19 protein-coding genes are annotated in these 20050 nt (G+C 72.8%); 8 read left to right on the top strand and 11 right to left on the bottom strand.

Going from position 1 to position 20050, the window contains the following annotated elements; genetic code table 11:
• Window positions 1-32 precede the first annotated feature (32 nt).
• The 6 genes from ACFVFQ_RS05510 to ACFVFQ_RS05485 all read right to left on the bottom strand — a co-directional run bounded on the left by ACFVFQ_RS05510 (window position 33) and on the right by ACFVFQ_RS05485 (window position 3960).
• Window positions 33-263 carry a hypothetical protein gene (locus ACFVFQ_RS05510; RefSeq protein ID WP_383409117.1) on the bottom strand — a complete coding sequence of 77 codons (231 nt, stop codon included), beginning with the start codon at window positions 261-263 and terminating at the stop codon, window positions 33-35.
• Between the two features lie 79 nt (window positions 264-342).
• Window positions 343-525 (bottom strand): hypothetical protein, encoded by a 183-nt coding sequence (locus ACFVFQ_RS05505; protein ID WP_383409114.1) that lies wholly within the window; start codon window positions 523-525, stop codon window positions 343-345.
• Between the two features lie 126 nt (window positions 526-651).
• A complete protein-coding gene (locus tag ACFVFQ_RS05500) occupies window positions 652-834 on the bottom strand; it encodes a hypothetical protein (RefSeq protein WP_383409112.1) in 183 nt (60 codons plus the stop codon).
• Window positions 835-942: 108 nt separating this feature from the next.
• Window positions 943-1125, bottom strand: a complete 183-nt coding sequence (locus ACFVFQ_RS05495; protein ID WP_383409109.1) for a hypothetical protein — start codon at window positions 1123-1125, stop codon at window positions 943-945.
• A gap of 55 nt (window positions 1126-1180) precedes the next feature.
• The gene (locus ACFVFQ_RS05490; protein ID WP_383409106.1) at window positions 1181-1366 is read right to left on the bottom strand and encodes a hypothetical protein; all 186 of its coding nucleotides are present in this window, start codon (window positions 1364-1366) and stop codon (window positions 1181-1183) included.
• Between the two features lie 41 nt (window positions 1367-1407).
• Window positions 1408-3960 (bottom strand): S8 family serine peptidase, encoded by a 2553-nt coding sequence (locus tag ACFVFQ_RS05485; protein WP_383409103.1) that lies wholly within the window; start codon window positions 3958-3960, stop codon window positions 1408-1410.
• A gap of 320 nt (window positions 3961-4280) precedes the next feature.
• Here ACFVFQ_RS05485 and ACFVFQ_RS05480 point away from each other — a divergent pair, with 320 nt between their 5' ends.
• The gene (locus tag ACFVFQ_RS05480) at window positions 4281-4916 is read left to right on the top strand and encodes a BTAD domain-containing putative transcriptional regulator (protein ID WP_383409100.1); all 636 of its coding nucleotides are present in this window, start codon (window positions 4281-4283) and stop codon (window positions 4914-4916) included.
• Between the two features lie 216 nt (window positions 4917-5132).
• On the opposite strand, the gene ACFVFQ_RS05475 is transcribed toward ACFVFQ_RS05480, so the two are convergent.
• From ACFVFQ_RS05475 to glgX, 3 genes are all read right to left on the bottom strand, one after another.
• The gene (locus ACFVFQ_RS05475) at window positions 5133-7043 is read right to left on the bottom strand and encodes an ABC transporter ATP-binding protein (RefSeq protein WP_383409097.1); all 1911 of its coding nucleotides are present in this window, start codon (window positions 7041-7043) and stop codon (window positions 5133-5135) included.
• Window positions 7040-8947, bottom strand: a complete 1908-nt coding sequence (locus ACFVFQ_RS05470; RefSeq protein ID WP_383409094.1) for an ABC transporter ATP-binding protein — start codon at window positions 8945-8947, stop codon at window positions 7040-7042. The genes ACFVFQ_RS05475 and ACFVFQ_RS05470 overlap by 4 nt, the downstream gene beginning before the upstream one ends.
• 154 nt (window positions 8948-9101) lie before the next feature.
• Entirely contained in the window at window positions 9102-11402 is a 2301-nt protein-coding gene (gene glgX / locus ACFVFQ_RS05465) for a glycogen debranching protein GlgX (RefSeq protein WP_383409091.1), read from the bottom strand.
• A gap of 297 nt (window positions 11403-11699) precedes the next feature.
• Here glgX and ACFVFQ_RS05460 point away from each other — a divergent pair, with 297 nt between their 5' ends.
• From ACFVFQ_RS05460 to ACFVFQ_RS05430, 7 genes are all read left to right on the top strand, one after another.
• On the top strand, window positions 11700-12974 hold the full coding sequence (locus tag ACFVFQ_RS05460) for an Ig-like domain-containing protein (protein WP_383409088.1): 1275 nt from the start codon (window positions 11700-11702) through the stop codon (window positions 12972-12974).
• Between the two features lie 206 nt (window positions 12975-13180).
• A complete protein-coding gene (locus tag ACFVFQ_RS05455; RefSeq protein WP_383409085.1) occupies window positions 13181-14407 on the top strand; it encodes an Ig-like domain-containing protein in 1227 nt (408 codons plus the stop codon).
• A 73-nt stretch (window positions 14408-14480) separates the two neighbouring features.
• Window positions 14481-15248 carry an enoyl-CoA hydratase/isomerase family protein gene (locus ACFVFQ_RS05450; RefSeq protein ID WP_383409082.1) on the top strand — a complete coding sequence of 256 codons (768 nt, stop codon included), beginning with the start codon at window positions 14481-14483 and terminating at the stop codon, window positions 15246-15248.
• Between the two features lie 274 nt (window positions 15249-15522).
• Complete coding sequence (locus ACFVFQ_RS05445) at window positions 15523-16050, top strand: ATP-binding protein (protein ID WP_383409080.1); 528 nt, start codon at window positions 15523-15525, stop codon at window positions 16048-16050.
• Between the two features lie 386 nt (window positions 16051-16436).
• On the top strand, window positions 16437-16859 hold the full coding sequence (locus ACFVFQ_RS05440) for a hypothetical protein (RefSeq protein ID WP_383409077.1): 423 nt from the start codon (window positions 16437-16439) through the stop codon (window positions 16857-16859).
• A 57-nt stretch (window positions 16860-16916) separates the two neighbouring features.
• Window positions 16917-17681 (top strand): DsbA family protein, encoded by a 765-nt coding sequence (locus tag ACFVFQ_RS05435; protein ID WP_383409074.1) that lies wholly within the window; start codon window positions 16917-16919, stop codon window positions 17679-17681.
• A complete protein-coding gene (locus ACFVFQ_RS05430) occupies window positions 17678-18562 on the top strand; it encodes a cytochrome c biogenesis CcdA family protein (RefSeq protein ID WP_383409069.1) in 885 nt (294 codons plus the stop codon). Before ACFVFQ_RS05435 ends, ACFVFQ_RS05430 begins: the two co-directional genes overlap by 4 nt.
• A gap of 24 nt (window positions 18563-18586) precedes the next feature.
• On the opposite strand, the gene ACFVFQ_RS05425 is transcribed toward ACFVFQ_RS05430, so the two are convergent.
• The gene (locus ACFVFQ_RS05425; RefSeq protein WP_383409065.1) at window positions 18587-18949 is read right to left on the bottom strand and encodes a hypothetical protein; all 363 of its coding nucleotides are present in this window, start codon (window positions 18947-18949) and stop codon (window positions 18587-18589) included.
• Window positions 18950-19123: 174 nt separating this feature from the next.
• Complete coding sequence (nadE, locus tag ACFVFQ_RS05420) at window positions 19124-19954, bottom strand: ammonia-dependent NAD(+) synthetase (protein ID WP_383409061.1); 831 nt, start codon at window positions 19952-19954, stop codon at window positions 19124-19126.
• Window positions 19955-20050: the final 96 nt, after the last annotated feature.

The following is a 20050-nucleotide window of genomic DNA, read 5'->3' as shown; positions in this document are numbered from 1 at the left end:
TGGCGGTGCCGGTTCCGGTTCGTCGACGCGCTTCAGAGCAGTCCTCCCCATGCGGGGCTCAGGACGAGTCGGCAGTCCTCGCCGCTGGGGTCGCGGCACACGAGCGGGCTCGGGTCGCCCACATCGTGGCCGTAGTAACCGCCGACCTGCCTGTACTGGATGATGGGGGTGCCATCGAGGTCCGTGCCCAGCATCTCGACGAGGAACTGCTCGTAGGGCTCTGAGCGGTCGATCACGCCCTGGACCGGCAACTGGAGCTGCATGACATGTCTCCCCTTTCGGGCGCATCGGGAGGGCGCACCGGTGACCGGGGTGGTCCACGGTCACCGGTGCACCGTGAGTTCAGATCGACAGGATCTTGCCGAGGGTTTCGAGGAAGTCGTCCGCCTCGATGCCCGCGGCGTCGTTGTACGTACCTGCGGTCGTGGTTCCGGTGCGGTCGATGGGCGGCGTCTGCCGCGGCATCGCCAGCGTGCCCGGCTTGTCCGGCCGGTCCACGTCGCGTTCGCTCTGGTCGAACTTCATGGCCTTCCTTCCTTCTGTCGTCAGGTGCCAGGCCGGCACGCCCTCCTTTGGCCTTGTGGCACCTCGGTGTGGGGAGTCTCCGTGCCCGGGACCGGGGTCCCGGGTGAGCAGTGACTCGACGGCTGTTCAGAACGGGAGGAACTTGGAGAGGATTCCGGTGAGAAGCCCGTCTGCTTCGACGCCCGCGGTGTCGTCGTGCGTCCCCGCGGTCGCGATTCCGGTGCGGTCGACGGGAGGGGCCTGGCGCGGCATCGCCAGCGCGCTGGGCCGCTTCGCCCGCTCCTCGTCCCGGTTGGACTGTTCGAACATCGTGGCCTTCCTTGTGACTTGCCGTCATGGCATGGCAGTGATGCCATGACGGCGAGGGGGCACGACGCCGACGGCCGGTCGCACCGCCGCCGTCGGCGCCGTGACGGTTCAGAACGGGAGCACCTGCGAGAGCAAGTTGCTCAGGATCCCGTCCGCCTCCACGCCGGAGGTGTCGTCGTGCGTACCCGCGGTCGTGGTTCCGGTGCGGTCGATGGGCGGTGCCTGCTGCGGCATCGCCAGCGCGGTGGGCTTCTTCGGCCCCTCCGCCTCTCGTTCGGTCCACTTCATCATGGTTCCCTTCTTCCACTGTTCTCCACTTGTGTGCGGTCAGACGTAGGGCTCTCCATCACGTCTCGATGCCTCCGCCGGCGTAGCAGATCTGCCGGGCCATCCCGGTCAAGTCCGCGCAGCTGCGGGAGGGTTCGACGCCGTCCCCGTCGTCGTGTGCTGTCGACGCGATCCAGCCGTCACGGTGAACTGGCGGTGCCTGGACAGGGAGAGCGAGCTTCGGTTGCTTGTCCAACTCGTTCATGGTTCGCCTTCCTTGGGTGTCTCTCGTCCTCGGGGGAATGCTCAGACGTCGCCGAGGAACACGTGGACCGGTGCCAGGCTGATCGGAGGGATATCGCTGACGTCGACCGTGAACAGGTAGTTCACGTTCGCGCGACGGTCGTTCTCCGGGTCCATGAAGCTGATGGTCACGTCCTGGCAGTCCGAGCCGATCCGGCAGTAGGGACTCTTGGTGACCCTGATGGTGTCCACGGTGTAGAAGTGCTGACTGCTTCCCGGGACGTACTTGGCGGACAAGAGCCCGCCCGCGACCGTGTCCGCCGACTGGAACGCGTTGGTGCCGGCGTAGTTCAAGGCGCGATCGGCCGAGGTCTGGCCGAGGTTGCGGAACTGGTAGTAGAGCTTGTCCAGGACGGCCCGAACCGTCGTCTTCAGGAACTTCAGTCGGTCGCCCGTGAGCGCGGGTTCCGGTGGGTCTTCCTGGCTGCGACGGAGATTGATGGCGTCCACCACGTCTTGGATCAGCGCGCTCTCGTTCCAGGTGGCGACCGCGCGGCTCCAGACCTCGACCACGGGAACCACCTGGCCCGAGAACAGTCGGACCGTCCGGTCGGTGAGTACGCCGGGGATCGCCACCCGAGTGATGCGGCCGTCGTGATCCTTGGGCTGTATCTGCCCCACGATCGCTTCCCGGAACGTCTTGTAGATGGTCGATACCGGCGGGTAGTAGAGCTTGGCGAGGTCGTCCGTGGCTGTTTCCTGGTCCGTTCCCGTTTTCTGGTACGTCGCTTTGGCCGTCGGATGCATCGTCCCGCCCCAGTCCATCCCGACCGGCAGCTCGGCCTCCAGCGCATAGATCGGCGTACGGTCCAGCTCAAGCGTCCAGGTCAGCTTGTCCGACTCCCACGGGAACATCGACAGGTAGGCGCTGATCTGGTTCGGGTCGTACACCTTCGCCTGATCGGAGATGGGCTCACCGCGCGGGCCGCGTACCGGGTTACCGTCCTTGTCGAGTCTCGGCGTCGGGGGCATCAACTGGCGGAAGGTGTCCCTGCGCGCCTCGGTCCGGAAGTCGAACCCGATCGTGCCGATCGCGTACACGAGAGGGCGCGAACCGGTGCCTCCGCCGCATGCGCACTGCGCGTCACCGCCGCAGGAGGGATGCACTCCGCCTCCGTGTCCGCCGCGCACGTCCGTCGGATCCGCCGGCGGTGCCGGTGTCGTGACCGCTGCCTGCCGGCCCTCTACGGTCCCGGTCGCTTCCTCCGTGGCGGCCTCCACGCCGTTGGTTTCCATGGCCTGCGCTCCTTCCCTCGGTTCCACGTGTGCCACCTCCGCGCGGGAGGTCTCGGCCGCTGGGAGCTCACCGGCGGGACCGGCACCCGGAGGGGGTGCGGCACCGCCCTCGGCGGCGCCGGCCGGTGTCGGGTCCGGAGGCGGCAGGGATGTCACCTCCGCCTCGGGGGCCTCCGGGGCCTCGGCTGCCTCGTAGGCGGCAGCGGCTGTGTGATCGTTGTCCATGGCATTGACTTCCTCTGTCGTTTCCGAGCGGGGTGCCTCCGTGGGGGCTTCCGCCGTGGCGGATACCTCGGTGGGGGACGTTCCGGGCGAAGGGCGTGCAGCGGCGGCGCTCACCCCCGCTTCGGGGGCGAGGAGTCGTGTCCGAGGAGCTCGGGGTGGTTCAGTCGTCGCCGGGGCCACCGCCCCACCGGAGGCCGCCATGGACACGTCGCTTCGCCCTGTGATCACGTCATAGGCGCGTGCGGCATCCAGGGTCCCGGCCAGCCGGCGGCGGCACTCAGGGGCCTCGTCAGGGGAGCACGGGGTGGGGACCGCGGTGGTGAGGATCGCCTCGGCCGCCGCCTTGGGGTCTGCACCGTGCCCCGCGCGGAGCTGAGCGGCCACGAGCAGTGCGGCCACTCCGGAGACCACCGGGGTGGCGAAACTGCTGCCGGTCAGCGCCGTGCGCCCGCCACCGGGGGCGGCGCCCTCGATGTCCTGGCCGGGGGCCAGCACACCGTTCCTGCGGTAGGCGGCGCCCCAGTTGTTGATCTTCAGGGGTTTGCCGTCGGTGCCCAGCGCGCCGACCGCGAGCACCGATGACACCGCGGCTGGAACCTGCAGGCACTCGCAACCGTCGTTGCCCACGGCGGAGACGACGAGAACGCCCTGGTCCTCGCAGAGCCGCAGCGCCCGTGCCAACAGCTCGTCGGCCTGGGTGTCCGGTGTGCGCTCGCCACCGCTGATGTTGATGATGTGGGCCCCCTCCTGGACCGCTCGCTCGATGGCCCTGGCAAGGTCCAGCTGCGGTACGCGCCCTTTCTGCGCGTCCCGGAAGACTGGGAGGAGCAGCCCCCGGCACCGCGGGGCCATACCGAAGACGGCGCTGCCGGGTCGGCCGAACAGCAGGCTGGCGACATGTGTGCCGTGCAGCGACATCCGCCCTCGTCCGGCGGGCTCCGTGACCAGAGTGTCGAGCCTCGTCAGGTCGGCGTCCGCGAAGCAGGGGTGGGACAGGTCCACCGGACCGTCCAGTACGGCGACACACACCCGCGCGTCACCGAGCAGCTCTTCCTCTCGTACCGGCAGGCTGCGCAGGACCGATCGGGCTTCCATCCGGACCCCTTTCCGCCGATGGCTCGGCTCATGGATGTCCTTCACGGCAACGTTCCTGCCTGGTCGTTCGGCGGCCGTTCCCCGACTGTCCAAACGGCGTCCCACAAACGTCTCTGGTTCGTTTCCGATACGTTGACCGGGCTGGTCAGACCTTTCTGGCCCCGGGGGCGCAACGGCCGGAAAAGCTGTGCCGAGGGCATATCCGGATGCGCAAAGCGGTGACCGGTCGCAGAGTGGATTTTGTGAATTCGAGCAGTTTGTACCTGGAACTACTCAATGCCTTCGAGTTCGCATACGCCGGACGTCGCATCCCTCTCCGCTTGGGTGGCCAGCGCCTGTTGGCCTTGCTGGCCTTTCAACCGCACGGTGTCTACCGCGTGGTGGCGGGTGAGCAGCTCTGGCCCGACTGCACCTCCAGCCGGGCGGCGGCGAATCTGCGGTCGGCCCTCTGCCAGGTCAGGCGGATCCGGTCCGAGACCGTCGTCGACAGCGTCGGCCAACGACTGAGGCTCGCGCCCTGCGTGGACGTCGACCTCGACAGGGTGCGCAAGACGGCTCAGCAGGTGATCGACGGGGTGCGCCCGCTGCCGGCGGACTGCGACGTACTCGTGGATGAACTGAACCGGGAGATACTGCCCGGCTGGCCCGACGACTGGCTCATGCTGGAGCGGGAGCGCTGGGACCAGATGCGGCTGCATGCCCTGGAAAGCCTTGCTCAGCAACTCCAGGCCGCCCAGCAGTACTTGCCCGCCCTTCAGGCGGCGCTGACCGCCATCGCCATCGACCCGATGCGGGAGACCGCCCATCGCATCATCGTGGAGATACACCTCGCCGAGGGCAACATCGCGTGTGCGCTCAAGCGGTACCACGCCTACCGCGAGCTGCTGCAGCAGGAACTGGAGGCCACTCCCTCGCCGCAGATGACACGGCTGGTGCAGGAAGTGATCTCGATATAGATGAACCGGCTTGGCGGCGAGGGTTGTTGCCGCGCGGGATACGGGTGGGCCGTGCTCCGTGCCGCGGAGGACGTCCGCCCTCCGTCACCCAGGCACTGCCCGGAGCAGCAGCATGGTCCGCACCGGCATGGTGAGTTCGGCCCCCGGCGCGAACCAGACCTGATCCGGCGGGAGTTCGCCGTGGCCGTCGTCGTCGCTGGGGGCGGCGTCCGCTGCTCACGCCACACTCTCCCGCCAGGCGCGGTGGAGCGCGGCGTACCGGCCATCGTCGGCGATCAGTGCGGACGGGGTGCCGTCCTCGATGATGCGGCCGTTGGACATCACCAGTACCCGGTCGGCGGTCTCCACCGTGGAGAGTCGGTGTGCGATCACCAGGGCCGTGCGGCCGCGCAGCACCGCGCCCATGGCCCGTTGCACCGCCCGTTCGCCCGGTATGTCCAGCGAGCTGGTCGCCTCGTCCAGGATCAGCACCGCCGGGTCGGCCAGCAGCGCCCGGGCGAAGCTGACCAACTGCCGCTGGCCGGCGGAGAGTCGGCCGCCGCGCTTGCGGACGTCGGTGTCGTAGCCGTCCGGGAGCGCGGTGATGAAGTCGTGGGCGCCGATCGCCCGGGCGGCCCGCTCGACCTCCGCGCGGTCGGCGTCCGGGCGGCCCAGCGCGATGTTGTCGGCGACCGTGCCGGAGAACAGGAACGCCTCCTGGGTCACCATCACCACCGCGCGGCGCAGTTCGGCCCCGGACAGCTCGCGTAGATCGACGCCGTCCAGCACCACCCGGCCCTCGGTGGGGTCGTGGAACCGGGCGAGCAGCCGGGCCAGGGTGGACTTGCCGGCCCCGGTGGCGCCGACCACCGCGACGGTGGTGCCGGCGGCCAGCGTGAGGTCGAAGCGCGGCAGCACCTCGCCGCCGGTGCGGTACCCGAACCGGACGCCGCGGAACGCCACTTCGCGGCCGGGCCGGTCGGGCGCGGCCGGCGGCAGCGCGCGCGGGGCCGCCGGCTCGGCCACCGTCGGCCGCTGGGCCAGCAGCCCGGCGATCTTCTCCAGGGAGGCGGCCGCGGACTCGTAGGCGTTCAGGAACATGCCCAGCCGGTCGATGGGGTCGTAGAGCCGGCGGAGGTAGAGGGTCGCGGCGGCCAGCACGCCGAGGGCGAGCGAGCCGTCGGCGACGCGGTAGGCGCCCCACAGTACGATCGCGGCGACCGCGGTGTTGGCCACCGCGCGGGAGCCGACGACGAAGCGCGCCATCTCCAGGATCGCGTCGCCGTTGACCTGTCGGTGGCGGGAGTTGAGCCCGGCGAAGGCCGCGTCGTTGGCCCGCTCGCGGCGGAACGCCTGCACCGGGCGGATGCCGCCCAGGGTCTCCGCGATCCGCACGATGACCGCCGCGATGGCGGTGGACTTGGCGCGGTAGGCCCGCTCCGAGCGGCGCCTGAACGAGCTGACCAGCAGCGTCAGCGGCACCGCCGAGAGCAGCGCCGCGGCGCCCAGGCCCACGTCCAGCCAGAGCAGCACCACCGTGATGTAGACCGTCGAGAGGGCGACCGTGACCAGCTCCTGGAGGCCCTCCTCCAACAGCTCGCGGAGCGCCTCGACGTCCGTGGTGGAGCGGGAGATGAGGCGGCCGGAGGTGTAGCGCTCGTGGAAGTCCAGGCCGAGCGCCTGGGCGTGCCGGAAGATCCGGCCGCGCAGGTCCAGCAGCACGTCCTGGCCGGCCCGGGTGGAGAGCCGGACGAAGACCCACTGGAGGCCGCCGGACGCCACGGCACTCAGGCCCGCCACCACGGCCAGTACCAGCAACGGGCCGCGGTCGCCCGCCCGTAGGGCCGGCACCACGCGGTCCAGCCCGTAGGCGACCAGCAGCGGACTGGCCTGCGCCGCGGCCTGTTGGAGCAGCAGCGCGAGGGTGGCCACCGCCACCCGGCCGCGGTGCGGGGCGAGCAGCGAGCCCAACAGGGCGCGCGAGGCGCCCTTGGGGGTGGGCAGCAGATCCGCCGCCACGGCGTCCGGGGCGTCGCCCGGTGCGTCGGGTGGGGCGCCGGGCGCGGTGTCGTCCGGGGCGGGGCGCCGCCGCCGCGGCAGCCGGCTCCCCGGGCCGTCGGCCGGCCGCCCGGTCTGCGTCGTCGTCATCGCGCGCCCTCCCCCTCGTGCCACCCCGGGCCCGGGCCGCGCTCCGGGCCGCCCGACATCAACGCCGCGTACTCCGCGCTCTCCCGCAGGAGTTGGCGGTGCGTACCGACGGCGGCTATCCGACCGCCGGAGAGCAGCGCCACCCGGTCCGCCAGCAGCACCGTGGACGGCCGGTGGGCCACCACGAGCGCCGTCGTGGTGGCCAGCACCTCGCGCAGCGCCGCCTCCACCCGCGCCTCGGTGTGCACATCGAGCGCGGAGAGCGGGTCGTCGAGGATCAGGCACCGCGGCCGGCCGACCACCGCGCGGGCCAGCGCCAGCCGTTGGCGCTGCCCGCCCGACAGGCTCATCCCCTGCTCGCCCACCTCGGTGTGCTCCTGGCGGGGGAGGGCCGCGACGAACTCCTCGGCCTGCGCGACCCGTAGGGCCCGCCGCAGATCCGCCGCGCGGTCCGCCGCCGTGCCGTGCGCGGTGCCGTCTGCGGCGACTTCCGCCGTGTCGTCCGCCGTGTCGTCCGCGGTGCCCATCAGGACGTTCTCCGCCACCGTCGTGGAGAACAGGGTGGGCTCCTCGAAGGCCACCGCGACCAGCGCCCGGGCCTGTGCGCGGGTGAGCGAGGCCAGGTCCCGGCCGTCCAGGGTGATCCGGCCCGCGGTGGGGTCGTAGAGCCGCGGCACCAGCGCGGTGAGCGTGGTCTTGCCGCTGCCCGTCGCGCCGACCAGGGCCATCGTCTCCCCGGGGCGGACGTGCAGGTCGACGCCGCGCAGGGCCGGCGGGGCCCCCGGAGGAGCGTCCGGGTAGCGGAACTCCACCCCCTCGAAGACCAGCCCGCCGCCGGCCCGTTGGGGACGCGCGCCCGGTCGGCGCGGGGCCGGGCCGGCCTCCTGGAGCGGCGGCTCGTCCAGCACCTCGAAGTACCGGTCGGCGGCGGTCGCCGCGGCGCTGCTCATCGCCAGCAGGAAGCCGATCGAGTCCACCGGCCAGCGCAGCGCCAGCGCCGTCGACAGGAACGCGACGAGGGTGCCGGCGGACACCTGCCCGTCGGCCACCTGGACCGTCCCCAGCACCAGCGCGGCGGCCAGCGCCAGCTCCGGCAGGAGGGTGCCCACGCCCCAGAGCACCGACAGCAACCGGGCCTTGGCCAACTCGGTGGTGCGGACCGCGCCGGCCAGCTCCCGGAACGCGCCGGCCTGGCTGCGGTGCCGCCCGAACCCCTTGATGATCCGGATGCCGAGCACCGACTCCTCGACGACCGTGGTCAGGTCGCCGACCTGGTCCTGGGCAAGCCGGGCGGCCCGCCCGTACTTGGCCTGGAAGACCGAGCAGAACACCATCAGCGGCAGCACCGGCACCATCAGCACCAGCCCCAGCGTCCACCGCTGGGCCAGCAGGAGCACCCCGCCGACCACGATCGTCGCGCCGTTCACCAACAGGAACGTCATCGGGAACACCAGGAACAGGCGCAGCAGTTGGAGGTCGGTGGTGGCCCGGGAGAGCAACTGCCCGGAGGCCCAGCGGTCGTGGAAGGCCACCGGCAGCCGCTGCACATGGCGGTAGAGCGCGTCCCGCATGGACGCCTCCACCGCGGCCGTGGGGCGCGCCACCAGCCACCGCCGCAGCCCGAACAGCGCCGCCTCGGCGAGTCCGAGCAGCAGCAGATACCCGCCGCCGCGCCACACCCCGCCGGTGTCCCCGTGCGCCACCGGGCCGTCCACCAGCCACTTGAGCACCAGCGGGATGACCACCGAGATGCAGGACGCCACCACCGCCACGCCCGCCGCGGTGAACAGCCGCGCCCGCACCGGCCGGACGAACGGCCACAGGCGTAAGAGCGAGCGCACCGCGGAGCGCCGTACCGCTCCGGTCCGCCCGCTGTCGGACGTCGAACGCATGGTCGTGGCCATCACCCGCGAGCGTACGGCGCCCCACTGACATCGCTCACGCGGATTGGGCCGGAGCGGCCGGAACGAGGTGGGTGGGGGCCGGTAAAACGCCTTGGTATGAGGCTTGTTGACGCGGAGTCGGACATCCGGCCTCCGGCCCGGTGCGCCCGTCTCGTCAGCCGGGCACCGCGCGGAACAGCAGCACCGTCCGTTCCGGGACGGTGAGTTCGGCGCCGGCCGCGAACGTGCCGGCCACAGGGGGGAGTTGGGGCGTTCCGTCCGCCGTGTCCGCCCCATGTGGACTGTCTGGCCCGCCCGGCTCGACGGAGGTGTCCACCAGGAGCTCGTAGGCGCCCGCCCAGGGCAGGCCGGGCAGGACCACGTCCCGGGGGCGATGGTCGGCGTGCAGCACGGCCAGGAAGCTGTCGTCGGTGACCCGGGCGCCGTGGGCGTCGCGCTGCGGGATGTCGTTGCCGGACAGGTACATGGCCAGCGTGGCGCCGGGGGCGTACCAGTCCGCCTCGGTCATCTCGGTGCCGTCCGCGCGGAACCACGCCAGGTCGCGCAGGCCGCCGCGGCGCTGCGGGCGGCCGGAGAAGAACGCCCGGCGGCGGAGCACCGGGTGGGCGCGGCGCAGCGCGATCAGGCGGGCGGTGAGGGTGGCCAGGGCCCGCCAGTGGGGGTCGTCCAGCAGCGACCAGTCGAGCCAACTGGTCGCGTTGTCCTGGCAGTAGGCGTTGTTGTTGCCGTGCTGGGTGCGGCCCAGCTCGTCGCCGGCCACCAGCATCGGGACGCCGGTGGACAGCAGCAGCGTGGTCAGCAGGTTGCGGAGCTGGCGGCGGCGCAGCGCGGCGACGGCGGGGTCGTCGCTGGGGCCCTCGGTGCCGCAGTTCCAGGACCGGTTGTCGTGGGTGCCGTCCCGGTTGTCCTCGCCGTTGGCCTCGTTGTGCTTGTGCTCGTAGCTGACCAGGTCGCGCAGGGTGAAGCCGTCGTGCGCGGTGATGAAGTTGACCGAGGCGTACGGGCGGCGGCCGCCCCAGGCGTAGAGGTCGCTGGACCCGGAGAGCCGGTAGCCCAGGTCGCGGACGTCGTGGGCGCCGCCGCGCCAGAAGTCCCGGACGGTGTCCCGGTAGCGGTCGTTCCACTCCGTCCACAACGGCGGGAAGGCGCCCACCTGGTAGCCGCCGGCGCCGACGTCCCACGGCTCGGCGATCAGCTTGACCCGGCGCAGCACCGGGTCCTGGGCGATCACCGCGAGGAACGGGGAGAGCATGTCGACGTCGTGCAGGGAGCGGGCCAGCGCGGCGGCCAGGTCGAAGCGGAAGCCGTCCACGCCCATCTCGGTGACCCAGTAGCGCAGCGAGTCGGTGATCAGCCGCAGGACCTGCGGCTGGACGACGTGGAGGGTGTTGCCGCACCCGGTGTAGTCGGCGTAGCGGCGCGGGTCCCCCTGGAGGCGGTAGTAGCCGCGGTTGTCGATGCCGCGCAGACTGAGGGTCGGGCCCCGTTCACCGGCCTCCGCGGTGTGGTTGTAGACGACGTCGAGGATCACCTCGATGCCGGCGTCGTGCAGCGCCCGCACCATCCGCTTGAACTCGCCCACCTGTTGGCCGCGGGTCCCGGTGGCGGCGTACCCGGCGTGCGGCGCGAAGTAGCCGATGGAGTTGTAGCCCCAGTAGTTGCGCAGCCCGCGGCGCACCAAGTGGTCCTCGTGCGCGAACTGGTGGACCGGCAGCAGCTCGACGGCGGTCACCCCGAGGCGGGTGAGGTGCGCGAGCGCCGCCGGGTGGGCGAGGCCGGCGTAGGTGCCGCGCAGCCGCTCCGGGATGCCGGGGTGGCGCATGGTGAAGCCCTTGACGTGGAGCTCGTAGAGGACCGAATCCGGCCACGGGGTCTTGGGCCGCCGGTCGTCCCGCCACTCGTCGCCCCCGTCCCCGTCGTCGTACCCGCCGACCACCACGCCCTTGGGGACGTGCGGCGCCGAGTCGCGGTCGTCCCGCACGGTGTCGGCGATGTGCTGCTCGGGCCAGTCCCGGACGTGCCCGTAGAGCTGGGCGGGCAGCGCGGGACCGGTGGGGCCGGTCTCGGTACGGGTCCCGAAGTCGCCGTCCACGGCCCGGGCGTACGGGTCGAGCAGCAGCTTCGCCGGGTTCCAACGGGCGCCCGTCCAGGGGTCCCAGCGGCCGTGCACGCGGTAGCCGTAGCGCTGGCCGGGGTGGACGCCGGGCAGGAAGCCGTGCCAGATCTCGTGGGTCAGCTCGGTGAGGGCGTAGCGGGTCTCCTGCCCCTCGTCGTCGAAGAGGCACAGCTCGACGGCCTCGGCGCCGCCCGCCCAGAGGGCGAAGTTGGTGCCGGCGGCGCCGTCCGGCCCGGTGCGGTGGCGGGCCCCCAGGGGCGTCGGGCTGCCGGGGCGGACGTCCGCGGGCGGGGCGAGCGGTTGGTCCGCCACCGCCTCCTGCTCGGGTGCGCTGGACACGTGCCGGCCTCCTGCGGCTGAAGGGCTCAAGTCCGGGCGGTCGCCCGGCCGTCGACCGGGGGCGTCCCGGCCGTGCGCGGGGCCGCCGCCCGCGGTGCGGTGCTGCACCGTTGTTCTGCCCGCAACCGGGCGTTGCCTCACGCTTCGCGCCACCGCGGAGTTCCGTTGTCCCGGGTCCGCTCGCCGCGGTCCGTGGTGCGCCCGGCAAAGCCGCCCCGCCCGTGCCGCGGCGCGTCCATGACATTCCGATACGCGGCATACCGTCCAACTCGCGCATCATCCGTCACAATCCGGCGTATGACCGGCCATCAGGACCACCGACCAGGGGGCGCCCCCCGGGGCCGCACCGCGGGCCGCGCGCCGACGGGCCGCCGGCCGCACCGCCTGAGCCGCACCACCCGCGCACTGCTGGCCGCGCTCACCGGCGCGGTGGCGCTGACCGGCTGCGCCCAACCGGACCTCTTCCTCGGGGGCGCGCCACCCGCCCCGGAGGAGGCCATCCGCATCGTCCCCGGAGACGGCGCCCGCGGCGTACGGGCCAACGGGCGGCTGGAGGTCCGGGTGCCGACGGGCCGGTTGGAGCGGGTCGAGGTCAACCGCACGTCCGGCGGCGGCCGGCAGCCGGTCGCCGGCCGGATCTCCCGGGACGGCACGATCTGGCGACCGGTCTCCGACTCCCTCGAACTCGGCGCCCGGTACACCGTGGACGCGGTCGCGCTGGACGGCGCCGGCCGCCGCACCAGCCGGCGCACCACCTTCACCACCTTCGCGCCCGCGCACCGCGTCCTCGGCTTCTACTCGCCGGAGAGCGGCACCACGGTCGGCACCGGCCTGATCTTCTCGCTGGTCTTCAACCGGCCGGTCGTCGACCGCGCCGCCGTCGAGCGCGCGGTCACGGTCAGCGCCCGGCCCGCCGTCGAGATCGCCCCGCACTGGTTCGGCCACCGGAGGCTGGACTTCCGTCCCCGCACCCGTTGGCGCCCCGGCACCCGCCTCACCGTCCGGCTGCGGCTGCGCGAGGTGCGGACCGGCCCCGGCTCCTACGGGGTCCAACACAAGACCCTGCACTACCGGGTGGGCCGGGACCAGGTCAGCGTCGTGGACGTCGCCCGGCACACGCTGACCGTCCACCGTGACGGCCGGCTGCTGGCCGTCCTGCCGGTGACCGCCGGCAACGAGGACAACCCCACCTACAACGGGACGATGGTGATCCTGGAGCGGCACGCGGTGACCCGGATGGACGGGGACACCGTCGGCTTCGGCACCGAGTACGACATCCCGGACGTGCCGCACGCCATGCGGCTGACCCGCTCCGGCACCTTCCTGCACGGCAACTACTGGGCCTCGCCCCGGGTCTTCGGCGGCCTCAACACCAGCCACGGCTGCGTCGGGTTGAAGGACATCCGGGGCGGCGGTCCGGACACCCCCGCCGGCTGGCTGTACCGGAACTCGATCGTCGGCGACACCGTGGAGGTCCACAACTCCCCGGACCGCACCGTCGCCGCCGACAACGGCCTGGGTGGCTGGAACATGCCGTGGTCGGTCTGGCGGGCGGGCGGCGCACGGCACTGAACCGGCTCCGGCCGTTTGAGGCCCCGGCGCGCGTCACCGGGCGCTCGTACGCATGCCCGCAGCCCCACCCGCCGCACGCGACTAAACGCCTACCAGCGTGGGGAGTTGACTGTCGGTGCGGTGTGGTTATCTAGCGGCACGCACCCGGTCGGCGTCGCCCGGGCGCGGGCCAGTCGCGGGCCGTGCGAGGGGGAAAGGGGCCAGTCGTGAACGTCCAACCGATGCCGGGGGAGCCGGTGCGCCGGTCGCCGGTGCGCCGCGCGGGCGGTCCGCTCGCGCTGCTGCTCGCTCCGCTGCTGCTGTTGGTCTCCGCCTGCGGCGGCGACGCGGACGGCACGCCGCGCGGGCGCTCGACGGCGGGGACCGCCTCACAGGCCGCCGTGGTGATAGCGCCCGGGGACGGCGCCCGGGACGTGGCCACCAGCGGCGCCCTGAAGGTCACCGCCCGGCAGGGCACGCTGCGTTCGGTCAAGGTCACCGACGCCAAGGGCAACGAGGTCGACGGGCAGATATCCGGCGGCGGCGCCCTGTGGCGGCCCAGCACCCACCTCGGCGCCTCGACGCGGTACACCGTGGAAGCGGTGGCCGTGGACCACCGGGGCCGACAGGCCGCCGAGCACGCCTCGTTCACCACCCTCGTCCCGAAGAACACCTTCATCGGCGAGTACAGCCCCGAGAACGGCCAACGGGTCGGCGTCGGAATGCCGGTCTCGATCCGTTTCAGCCGCGGCATCACCAACCCCCGGGCCGTCGAGCGGGCCATCAAGGTCACCGCCCGGCCCACCGTCCCGATCGTCGGCCACTGGTTCGGCAACGACCGCCTGGACTTCCGCCCGGAGAAGTACTGGGCGCCCGGCACCAAGGTCACCCTCCGCCTCGACCTCAACGGCGTCGAGGGCCGCCCCGGCGTCTACGGCACCCAGGCCAAGCAGGTCTCGTTCACCGTCGGTCGCAGCCAGGTCAGCACCGTCGACGCCCGGACGAAGCAGATGACGGTGGTGCGCGACGGCAAGACCCTCAGGACCGTGCCGATCACCGCGGGCGCCCCCGGCACCGAGACCTACAACGGCCAGATGGTGATCAGCGAGAAGAGCCTGGTGACCCGGATGAACGGCCAGACCGTCGGCTACGGCGGCGAATACGACATCAAGGACGTCCCGCACGCGATGCGGCTGAGCGCTTCCGGCACCTTCATCCACGGCAACTACTGGTCGGGCCGGGCCGCGTTCGGCACCCGCAACGCCAGCCACGGCTGCGTCGGCCTCTACGACCAGCGCGGCGGCGGCGACCCCGACACCCCCGCGGCCTGGTTCTACCGCAACTCCCTCATCGGCGACCTCGTCATCGTCAAGAACTCCCACGACCGCACCGTCCAGCCCGACAACGGCTTCGGCGACTGGAACCTCTCCTGGGCCAAGTGGCGGGCCGGCTAAGGGACGTGGGGGGGGCGGCGGACGGCCGGGGGCGGGGCGGCGCGCAGGCGTTAACGCGTACTAACCTGCCGGCATGACTGTGCATCTTGAGGTCGCCGACGGCGTCGGCACCATCCGTCTGGACCGCCCGCCGATGAACGCCCTGGACATCGCCACCCAGGACCGGCTCCGCGTACTCGCCGAGGAGGCCGGCCGCCGCGACGACATCCGCGCGGTCGTCCTCTGGGGCGGCGAGAAGGTGTTCGCGGCCGGCGCGGACATCAAGGAAATGCAGGCCATGGACCACGCCGCGATGATCGTGCGGGCCAAGGCCCTGCAGGACTCGTTCACCGCCGTGGCCAAGATCCCCAAGCCGGTGGTCGCCGCGCTCACCGGCTACGCCCTCGGCGGCGGCTGCGAGTTGGCGCTCTGCGCCGACTTCCGGATCGCCGCCGAGAACGCCAAGTTGGGCCAGCCCGAGATCCTGCTCGGCCTGATCCCGGGCGCCGGCGGCACCCAGCGGCTGGCCCGGCTGTTGGGCCCGTCGAAGGCCAAGGACCTGATCTTCACCGGCCGGCACGTCAAGGCCGACGAGGCGCTCGCCATCGGCCTGGTGGACCGGGTGGTGCCCGCCGACGAGGTCCGCGCGCAGGCGCACGACTGGGCGGCGCGGCTGGCGTCCGGCCCCGCGCTGGCGCTGCGGGCCGCCAAGGAATCCGTCGACGCCGGGCTGGAGACGGACATCGAGACCGGCCTGACGGTCGAACGCAACTGGTTCGCCGGGCTGTTCGCCACCGAGGACCGGGAGATCGGGATGCGCAGCTTCGTCGAGGACGGGCCGGGCAAGGCCAAGTTCCTCTGAGGCGGCTGTTGTTGACGTGGCGTATGTGAAGTGGCCGGTACGCCATGCCTCGTGTGGGCGAATTGCGGAAACGCTCGCCACACCGTAATGGGGCCCCGCCGGCGGCCGTTGAGCCGTCGTCGCCCGCACGAGAGCGCCGCAGGTCAGCGGGGTGGTGACGGCCTTTCGCTGCCGTTGGCATATGTCGCGGGGGAGGCGCGGAGCCGGTGATTCCGGACACGGGATTCCGCAGGTTCCGCCCCCCAACGCACTGACGAGCGGTCATGATGGGGGCATGGCGGGCCTGGATGGAACGGAGCAGCCGCGGCCGCGGAGCGGAACGGCCGCCGCACGCTGGGGGATTCCCGGCACGGAGGGGCAGCCGCCCCCGGCCCCGGCCGGACCGGTGCCCACCGGGCTCGACCTGGTCGGCGACCCGACCCTGGGCGAGGTCAGACTTCCCTCGCGCCCCCAGTCCGCGCGCATCGCACGCCGGTTGACCGCCGCCATCCTCCTCACGCAGTGGTCCCTGACGCCCCAACTCGCCGAGCACTCCGTGCTGCTGGTCTCGGAGTTGGTGGGCAACGCCGTGCGGCACACCGGCGCCCGGACGTTCGGGCTGCGGATACTGCGCCGGCGCGGCTGGATCCGGGTGGAGGTGCGCGACCCCTCGCGCGGGCTGCCCTGTCTGATGCCGGTGCAGGCGATGGACGTCAGCGGGCGCGGGCTCTTCCTCGTCGACAAGCTCTCGGACCGCTGGGGCGTGGACCTGCTGCCGCGCGGCAAGACGACCTGGTTCGAGATCCGGGTCAGCGACCGCTGACCGGCTGCTGACCGTCGGGGCGTCGCTCCCGTGAAACGGGACCGGGGCCGTCCCGCGGGATGCCGCGGGGCGGGCCCCGGTTCCCGGCCGTCGGCGGGCGGAAGGGGTGGCCCGCGCGGCCGGACGCGACCGGACCCGCGTCAACGGGCGGTCGCCGCGGACGACTATCGCAGGCCGCCCCGCCGCCGACCAAAGCCGACAAAGAGGGTATGGCACGACAACTCGCCATCAAATGAGGGGAGTGGCGGGGTGAGCTATGCCACCGCCGCCGTTCGCAGCCGTCCGCCGCCGTTCGCGGTCACCCGTCGCCGGCGGTCCGTAGGATGGGACGTTCCGAAGGACACGGACCCATACGACTCGGACCGAACACGTGAGGGGGAGGGACCATGCGCCGGCTGCGCCGCTCCGCGACGCTGACCCTGCTGCTCCTCCTCGCGGTCGCGTTCGGCCCGTTGCTCTGCCGGATCGGCGGCGACCAGGCGTGGCTCGCCGGCCGCGCCGCCGCGGCCGCCGACATCTGGCGCAGCGCCCCCGCGGGCCCGACCACCGCCTCCGCCGCGGCGCCGGCCGCCACCGCCCCGATCGCGGTGGCCGACGGCGTCAAGCACTGCTCCGGCCGCCATGCGCCGAGCCCCGGCGAGGCCGCCCCGCTGCCGGCCCCGCACCGCGCCGAGCCGCTCGCCCCGGACACCACCGGGCCCGGGCCGCTCGCCGCCGACCTCCCCCGGACCTTCGCCCTGGCCCGCCCGCCCACCGACGGCGGCCCCGCCACGGACCACACCGCGCTCCTGCCCGTACTGCGGATATAGGCCGATCCGCCCGGCCTCCCCGCTCGTACACCCCCTTCGCACCACAGGAGCTTTCGCATGCCCGCTTCCGCTTCCCCTGCCCGCAAACTCGCCGCCGTCGGCGCGGTCCTCGCGCTGGTGGTGGCGGTGATCGCCATCGCCGTCGCGGTCGGCAAGGCCGTCGAGAACGGCCGGGAGACCACCCCCGGCGCCGCCGCCTCCGTCACGCCCCAGGAGGACGACGGCCAGCAGAAGTTGTACGACGACCTCGCCAAGCGCACCAGCCGCCGCACCGCCGGCGACCCGCTGGCCCTCGGCAAGCCCGACGCCCCCGTCGTGCTGGTCGAATACGCCGACTACCAGTGCTCGTTCTGCGGCCGCTTCACCCGCGAGACCCAGCCCGAGCTGGTCAAGAAGTACGTCGACGACGGCACCCTGCGGATCGAGTTCCGCAACTTCACCATCTACGGCGCCGACTCCGAGCGCGCCGCCCGCGCCTCCTGGGCCGCCGGCCGGCAGGGCAAGTTCTGGCAGCTGCACGACGAGCTCTACGCCAAGACCCGCAAGGGCGACGCGCTCGCCGAGGACAAGCTGGTCGAGCTGGCTCGCACCGCCGGCGTGCCCGACCTGGACAGGTTCCGCACCGACCTGAACTCCCCGGCCGCCGAGCAGGCGTTGAAGAAGGACCAGGAGGAGGGCTACCAGATCGGCGTGCAGTCCACCCCGTCCTTCCTGATCAACGGCCGGCCGGTCGCCGGCGCGCAGGAGACCCGGCTCTTCGAGCAGACCATCGAGCAGGCCGCCGCGAGCGCGCGGCACAAGGGCGCGGGGGCCGGCAAGTGACCGGCGACATCGGCTACCTCGCCGCGTTCCTCGGCGGGGCGCTCGCACTGATCAGCCCGTGCAGCGCCCTGCTGCTCCCGGCGTTCTTCGCCTACTCGCTGGCCAGCCCCGGCCGACTGCTGGCCCGCACCGGGGTGTTCTACCTGGGGCTGGCCACCACCCTGGTGCCGCTGGGCGCGGCCTCCACCGCCGCCAGCAAGCTCTTCAACGGCAACCGCGACCTCCTGATCGCGGTCGGCGGCTGGCTCGTCATCGCGCTCGGCCTGGCGCAGATCGTCGGCCTGGGCTTCGCCTCCCGGCGCGCACAGGAAGCGGCTGCCCGGATCACCCCGCGCACCGCCCTGTCCACCTTCCTGCTCGGCTGCGTCTACGGCCTGGCCGGCTTCTGCGCCGGGCCGATCCTCGGCTCGGTGCTGACCGTGACCGCGGTCAGCGGCTCCCCGGTCTACGGCGCCTCGATGCTCGCCGTCTACGCGCTGGGCATGGCGCTGCCGCTCTTCGTGCTCGCCCTGCTCTGGGACCGCTTCCGGCTGGGCACCCGGGGCTGGCTGCGCGGCCGCGAGTTCACCCTCGGCCGGCTGCGGCTGCACACCACGTCGGTGGTTTCCGGCCTGTTCTTCATCGGCATCGGCGTGCTGTTCCTGACCTTCAACGGGACCAGCGCGCTGCCCGGGATCGTCGACGCGGACTCCGACATCCGGCTGGAGAAGTGGGCGCGCCACCTGGGCGACGCCGTGCCCAACGCGGTCCTGCTCGCCCTCGCCGCGCTGGTGATCGCCGCCGTGCTCGGCCGGATCGCCCTGCGCCCGGACCGCAAACGGGACGCCGCGGCCGGGCGCGGCGCGCAGGAGCCGAACGACTCCGGTGGCACGCCCGGCTAGGGCCCGCCCCAAGGCAGGCGTGCGCTATGCGCTCAACTGCCGGTGCCAGTCCGGGTGCGGGCGCCGGCGGGCGATCGGGCGGACGTGCCCGGGGTGGGCGTCCGCCCGGCGCCTGCGGTCGTTGCACAGCAGGCACTTGCCGTAGCCCGGGGGCAGTGGGTCCTCGGGGTCGCCGTGGAGCGGATCCACCGCGCCGTGGGGATGCAGGGCGCAGCCCGTCGGGCCGGCGGTGGTCCCGCCCAGCGAGCTGGCGGCGGTCAGCGCCCGGCGGAGGACGTCGACGAGCTCGTCGGCGTCCTGCCGGGTCGGCGCCGAGTGCAGCGCGGAGGCGAGGTCACAGGCAGCGGTCAGCGCGGTCTGGAGTTCGTGCAGGCGTGCGTCACCCATACCGTGGAGAGTAGGCGGCCCCACTGACAGTTGATCTTCCGATCGCACTTCGTGGCTTCCCATGGCCGGATGCATGCCCGCTGTGGGCCATGGTTTAGCACCGCGGCGATGACCGTCGCCTGGCCGTCGTGTGACGGGACGGTGCCGGGCGGGCGCGGTGGCCCGCCCGCCGTCTCAGGGGGCGATCGGCAGCGCCCGCTTGTGGGCGGTGAGGCGGTAGCGCCGGACGATCGCCTCGAACGCGGCCTCCTCGACCGGCTCGCCCTCCAGGAAGTCGTCGATCTGGTCGTAGCTGACGCCCAGCGCGTCCTCGTCGGGCTTGCCCGGGTCGAGGGTCTCCAGGTCGGCCGTCGGGACCTTCTCGACCAGCTCGGCGGGGGCGCCCAGCGCCCGGGCGACGGCGCGCACCCGGCGCTTGGTCAGCCCGGTCAGCGGCACCACGTCGGCCGCGCCGTCGCCGAACTTGGTGAAGAAGCCGGAGACCGCCTCCGCGGCGTGGTCGGTGCCCACCACCAGGCCGGCCTGGGCGCCCGCCACCGCGTACTGGGCGATCATGCGCTGGCGGGCCTTGATGTTGCCGTGCACGAAGTCCTGTTGGTGGGCGTCGCGGAAGGCGACGCCGCCGTCCAGCGCGGAGGCCAGTGCGGCATCGCTGGCCGGCCGGACGTCGACGGTCAGCAGGCGGTCGGCGCGGATGAAGTCCACCGCCCGCTGGGCGTCCTTCTCGTCCGCCTGCACCCCGTAGGGCAGCCGCATGGCGAAGAACGTGGCGTCGTGACCCTCGGCGCGGGCCCGCTCCACGGCGAGCTGGCAGAGCCGACCCGCGGTGGTGGAGTCGACACCGCCGCTGATCCCCAGCACCAGGGAGCGCAGCCCCGTGGAGGTGAGCTGCGCTGTGAGGAAGGACACCCGGCGCTCGATCTCCCGGGCGGCGTCGAACTCCGCGGTCACCTGGAGTTCCTGGGCTATCTCCTGCTGCAGGGCCTTGGCCGCCGGGTCCGTCACGGGTGCTCCTTCACGCTCTTCGTCACGCGCTGTTCCCCCACCGCGCGCTTCAGGTCACGCGGAGTGTCGGCCAGGCGTATCGGGGTACTGCCCGAG

Source organism: Streptomyces sp. NPDC057743, from assembly GCF_042798755.1.
In the GTDB taxonomy this organism is placed as follows: Bacteria; Actinomycetota; Actinomycetes; order Streptomycetales; family Streptomycetaceae; genus Streptomyces.
Note: the sequence above shows the minus strand (reverse complement) of the source record. Positions and strands in the feature narration are given on the sequence as shown.